The sequence below is a fragment of the Nocardia sp. NPDC004722 genome (genome assembly GCF_053601505.1).
The window spans coordinates 1-3982 of record NZ_JBSGBY010000710.1 but is presented as its reverse complement, the minus strand read 5'-3'; the positions used below and the strand labels follow the sequence as shown (position 1 = coordinate 3982).

At 68.3% G+C, this 3982-nt stretch carries 4 protein-coding genes and 2 pseudogenes; 4 read left to right on the top strand and 2 right to left on the bottom strand.

Annotated features, from left to right (window positions below; translation table 11 throughout):
• A pseudogene (locus tag ACWELQ_RS40365) lies at positions 1–461 on the bottom strand (hypothetical protein); the annotation flags it as partial.
• Positions 462–473: 12 nt separating this feature from the next.
• On the opposite strand from ACWELQ_RS40365, the gene ACWELQ_RS40360 reads away from it, so the two are divergent.
• Positions 474–761: a hypothetical protein gene (locus ACWELQ_RS40360; protein ID WP_452402268.1), complete on the top strand. Its 288-nt coding sequence runs from the start codon at positions 474–476 to the stop codon at positions 759–761.
• Positions 758–1396: a class F sortase gene (locus tag ACWELQ_RS40355; RefSeq protein WP_452402267.1), complete on the top strand. Its 639-nt coding sequence runs from the start codon at positions 758–760 to the stop codon at positions 1394–1396. Before ACWELQ_RS40360 ends, ACWELQ_RS40355 begins: the two co-directional genes overlap by 4 nt.
• Here the strand turns inward: ACWELQ_RS40355 and ACWELQ_RS40350 are convergent.
• Positions 1389–2276, bottom strand: a complete 888-nt coding sequence (locus ACWELQ_RS40350; protein WP_452402266.1) for a helix-turn-helix domain-containing protein — start codon at positions 2274–2276, stop codon at positions 1389–1391. The two genes, ACWELQ_RS40355 and ACWELQ_RS40350, sit on opposite strands and share 8 nt — an antisense overlap.
• A gap of 599 nt (positions 2277–2875) precedes the next feature.
• Between ACWELQ_RS40350 and ACWELQ_RS40345 the strand changes: the two genes are divergently transcribed.
• The gene (locus tag ACWELQ_RS40345; protein WP_452402265.1) at positions 2876–3631 is read left to right on the top strand and encodes a hypothetical protein; all 756 of its coding nucleotides are present in this window, start codon (positions 2876–2878) and stop codon (positions 3629–3631) included.
• Between the two features lie 12 nt (positions 3632–3643).
• A pseudogene (locus tag ACWELQ_RS40340) lies at positions 3644–3982 on the top strand (hypothetical protein); the annotation flags it as partial.

Here is a 3982-nt window from a genome sequence, read left to right as displayed (position 1 = left end):
TCCCCCCGCCCCCGCCATACGCGAGAGAAGTCGATGTGTCTGGAGTTCTGTCGTGTGCTCTTCCGATCTGCGGCAATGTCGGCGGTGGGGTGCAGGTCGGCGGTGACGCGCAGGGCGGCGGGAATCTCGGCGGTGGCGCGCAGGTCGGCGGGGGCGCCCAGGGTGGCGGAAACACCGGCGGCGGAGTGCAAGTCGGCGGCGACGCGCAAGGCGGCGGGAACGTCGGCGGTGGCGTGCAGGTCGGCGGTGACGCCCAGGGCGGTGGAAACGTCGGTGGCGGTGTGCAAGTCGGTGGCGATGCCGGTGGTGGCGCGCAGGTGGGTGGCGGTACCCAGATCGGCGGCGACGTCGGCGGTGGCGCGCAGGTCGGTGGCGGTACCCAGATCGGCGGGAACGTCGGCGGTGGCGCGCAGGTCGGCGGCGGTACCCAGATCGGTGGAAACGTCGGTGGCGGTGCGCAAGTCGGCGGCGGCGTGCAGGTCGGCGGGAATGCCGGTGGCGGCGCCCAGGTCGGCGGCAACACGAATATCGGTGGCGATGTGCAGGGCGGCGGGCTCGGCGGCATCGATCTGGTGGTTGCCGGAGCGGGCGCGGCCGGAGCGGACACCGTGCAGGGCATGACGATTCCCGCCGGCGCGACCACCGGGATTCCCGGCGGCACCGCGGTCACCGATCAGGTTCCGCCCGGCGGCTACGTGATCCCCAAGGGCGCACCGGAAACCGGCGCGGGCGGCATGGCGAAGGCGGTCGGCGCGCAATGATCGCGAAGTCTCGAAAAACGCCGGGCGCGAGCGGAATTCGCCGATCGCCGCTCGGCGTGCTGGCCGTCGCGGTGACGGCGATCGCCCTGCTCGCGGGCTGCTCGTCCTCGTCCGGCACCACCCCGGCGGCCGCCACCAGCGCCCCGGCGACGACCACCGCGGTGAAAACCGCTGCGGCGATTACCCGTTCGACCCCGGTGTCCTTCGCGATCTCCTCGATCAAGGCGACCGGCTCGCTGATCTCGGTGGGCCTCAACACCGACGGCTCGGTGCAGGTCCCCGCCGACTATCGGCAGGCGGGCTGGTACCAGAAGGGCCCCGCCCCGGGCGAGGAGGGCTCAGCGGTCATCCTCGGACACGTGGACTCCTACAAGGGCGAAGGCGTCTTCTTCTCCCTCAAGAAGGTGCGGCCCAACGACATCGTCGATGTCACCCGAGCCGACGGCAAGACCGCCCATTTCAAGGTCACCGACGTCCGCATGTACGAGAAGACCCAATTCCCCGATCAGCTGGTCTTCGGTCCGCGCGGCGGGGCCACCCTCCAGATAGTCACCTGCGGAGGCGCTTTCAACCAGACCACGAAGAGCTACGAATCCAACGTCGTGGTCTTCTCCTCGCTCGACTCGGTCAGTTGAGCGCGGAAGCGCCGCGCGCCAGCTGGACGAGTTCGTAGGGCCGCAGCGGCTGCATAGAGCGCAGGGAACGGCAGGTGTAGCGATCGGTGGCGCCGGACACCGGGTCTCGCAGCAGCAGTTCGTCGCCGTCCAGGTGATCGGCCGGGGCGGCGGCGAAGAAGCGCTTGAACTCCATGGGAGATCGGTCGTAGCAGGCGTTGAAGATGTCGTCGAGGCGCGCCTGCGGGACGAGGCCCGGGCCCATCACCCGCAGGGCGTGGATCGCCCGGATGGCGGTGTCCTTCCAGTTGACGATCAACCCGCGGGCGGCGTCGGTCATGATCCACTCGACCACGTTGACGGGGCGGTCCGCGCCAGGGGCCGCGGGGATCAGGCCGGGTGCGAGGCGGCGGGCGGCGGAATTGGCTGCCAGCACATCCAATTGGGGGAAGGCCAGATAGTAGGCGGGGCCCGAGAACGCTTCCAGATGATCGAGGTCATCGGGGGCGACGATCGGGGTCGAGGTCTCCGCGCGCAGGCCCTCGAGGCCGTCCAGGCCGCCCAGCGCCAGTGAGGTGATCTTGCGCAGCATCCAGTCCGGGGGATTGAGCACCCGGCACCAGGCGGCCAGACCCTCGACACTGGGATTGCGCAGGCCCGCTTCCCATTTGCGCAGCGAGGACAGGGTGGTGGAGGCGGCCGAGGCGACCTCCTCCTGCGTCAGCCCCAGCTCCTCGCGGCGGCGGCGCAGGTATACCCCGATCTCGGGCCGCTCGCAGGCCCAGGTGCGCGGAGCGACCTTGCGGCGCTCCCTGGCGGGCTGGTGCGCGCCCGCGCGTGCCCCGGGGTGGGCAAGCGGGGTTGCGGTGATCTGCACTGCGGCCTCTCCATCGATCGTCACGAGCCGGCGAATTCATTGGCCACGCAATACAGATTCGCTCTAGAACTTTTACCCGCCGATCAGTATCGACGCACTGTCGGGTAGATCACAGCGGTTGCCAGCTTAAACATTCGTGAACGGCGGCAATTGTCCCGTCACCGCCAGGATATCTCGTATTCACCTGTGACCACGGCATATTCACCCGTCGGGATGGCGTGACAATTTGTGTCTGTCGGCCGCTCGGCGGCCGTGCTACGGGCTTTGGCGGCAGCGTGAAAGACGCTTGTCGGCAGTGGTTTTCGCCGACAGCCGGAAGCGGGTCGGCGGGCGGTCGGGATCGGTCCTCCTGCTGTTTGCTGCGAATTCTCCTGATAGCGAGGGCGGCTCGTTTTCGCTGTCAGGAACCCCTGGCGTCGCGTTGCGGAGCAGTCATGTCCGATTTGTCTTATTGCCCGACGGGAGTTGCATTCCGCTCGAGCGCCTTGCACAGTCTTCGTCGCTATGAGGTTCCCGATTCCCGGGTGAGCAGGCCAGGGAAAAGTGAACGCTGAAATTCGCTGCCCGCAGAGCAAATTGACGCGGCGACTCATGGCGGACGACGAATTCACTTGGGGACACCATTGGATAGCAACGCGCCTGAACTCGACCACTCGAACGCCACGGAGCAGCCCTTCATCGAGAGCGCTGATCGGTGGCAGTGGATCGAGGGCATCAGCATCACGCCGCGCCTCCGCCGCAATCTGACGAAGGTGGCCGCGGGCGCGGCCCTGATGAGCCTGGTCATCGGCGCCGTCGCCGCCGCCGACACCCGCGGTGACGGCCTGGCCGCCGCCGCGAACACCGCCAGCGTCGGGTCGACCGACCCGGCGACGCAGAGCTACGACGACCAGACCGCCACCGCGGCATTCGTTTCCGACGACGACGCGCAGACCCCGGGCGATTCTCCGGTACCGGGCGACGGCACCACCCTCGACGCCGCGGATTCGCCGCTGCAGACGACCGACGACGCCGCGCCCACGGATACCGACAACCCGACCACCACGCCGGTCACCACGACCGATACGCCGGTGACGACCACGGACGCCGCCACGGCGACCCAGATGCCCGGCATCTCCGTCGATGTGAGCGCGCGTCGCTGTGACCGTGCCAGGTCCCGGATTTCGCTCTCGCTCATCGCCGTATCTCTCGCCGTGTCCTCGAGCCAGCGCCTCCATCATCCCTCGCGCCCGGGTCGAGGGGCCGAAACCGCTCCGCGCCATGGGTTCCCGGCAATATCCATTTTCCGGCGACTTCATCCGCCGAGTACGAAGATGTCCCGATATCGGCTCCGACTACACAGCAGAGACGGCAGCCACGCCGTTCGTTCCCCCTCTTGAAGGAGTACGGCCATGAGCAAGGTAGTCACCGGCGCGAACATGTCCCTCGACGGATTCATCGCAGGCCCCGGCGAAACCGGATTCGAGCACCTGTTCGCCTGGTATTCGGGCGGCGACGTCGAAATCCCCAGCACCCACCCCGAGATCCCGTTCACCCTCACCCCCGACGACGCCGCCTACCTGCGCGCCTGGCTCGACAGTGTCGGCGTCTACATCGTCGGCAAACGACTGTTCACCCTCACCGACGGCTGGGGCGGCATCCACCCGGCCGACAAGCCGATCGTGGTGGTCACCCACACCGTGCCGCAGCAGAGGATCGCCGAGCACCCCGACGCCCCCTTCACCTACGTC

Excerpts from the sequence above, each read along its gene's own strand:
- ACWELQ_RS40355 (WP_452402267.1), top strand. The coding sequence starts at position 758 with ATGATCGCGAAGTCTCGAAAAACGCCGGGCGCGAGCGGAATTCGCCGA.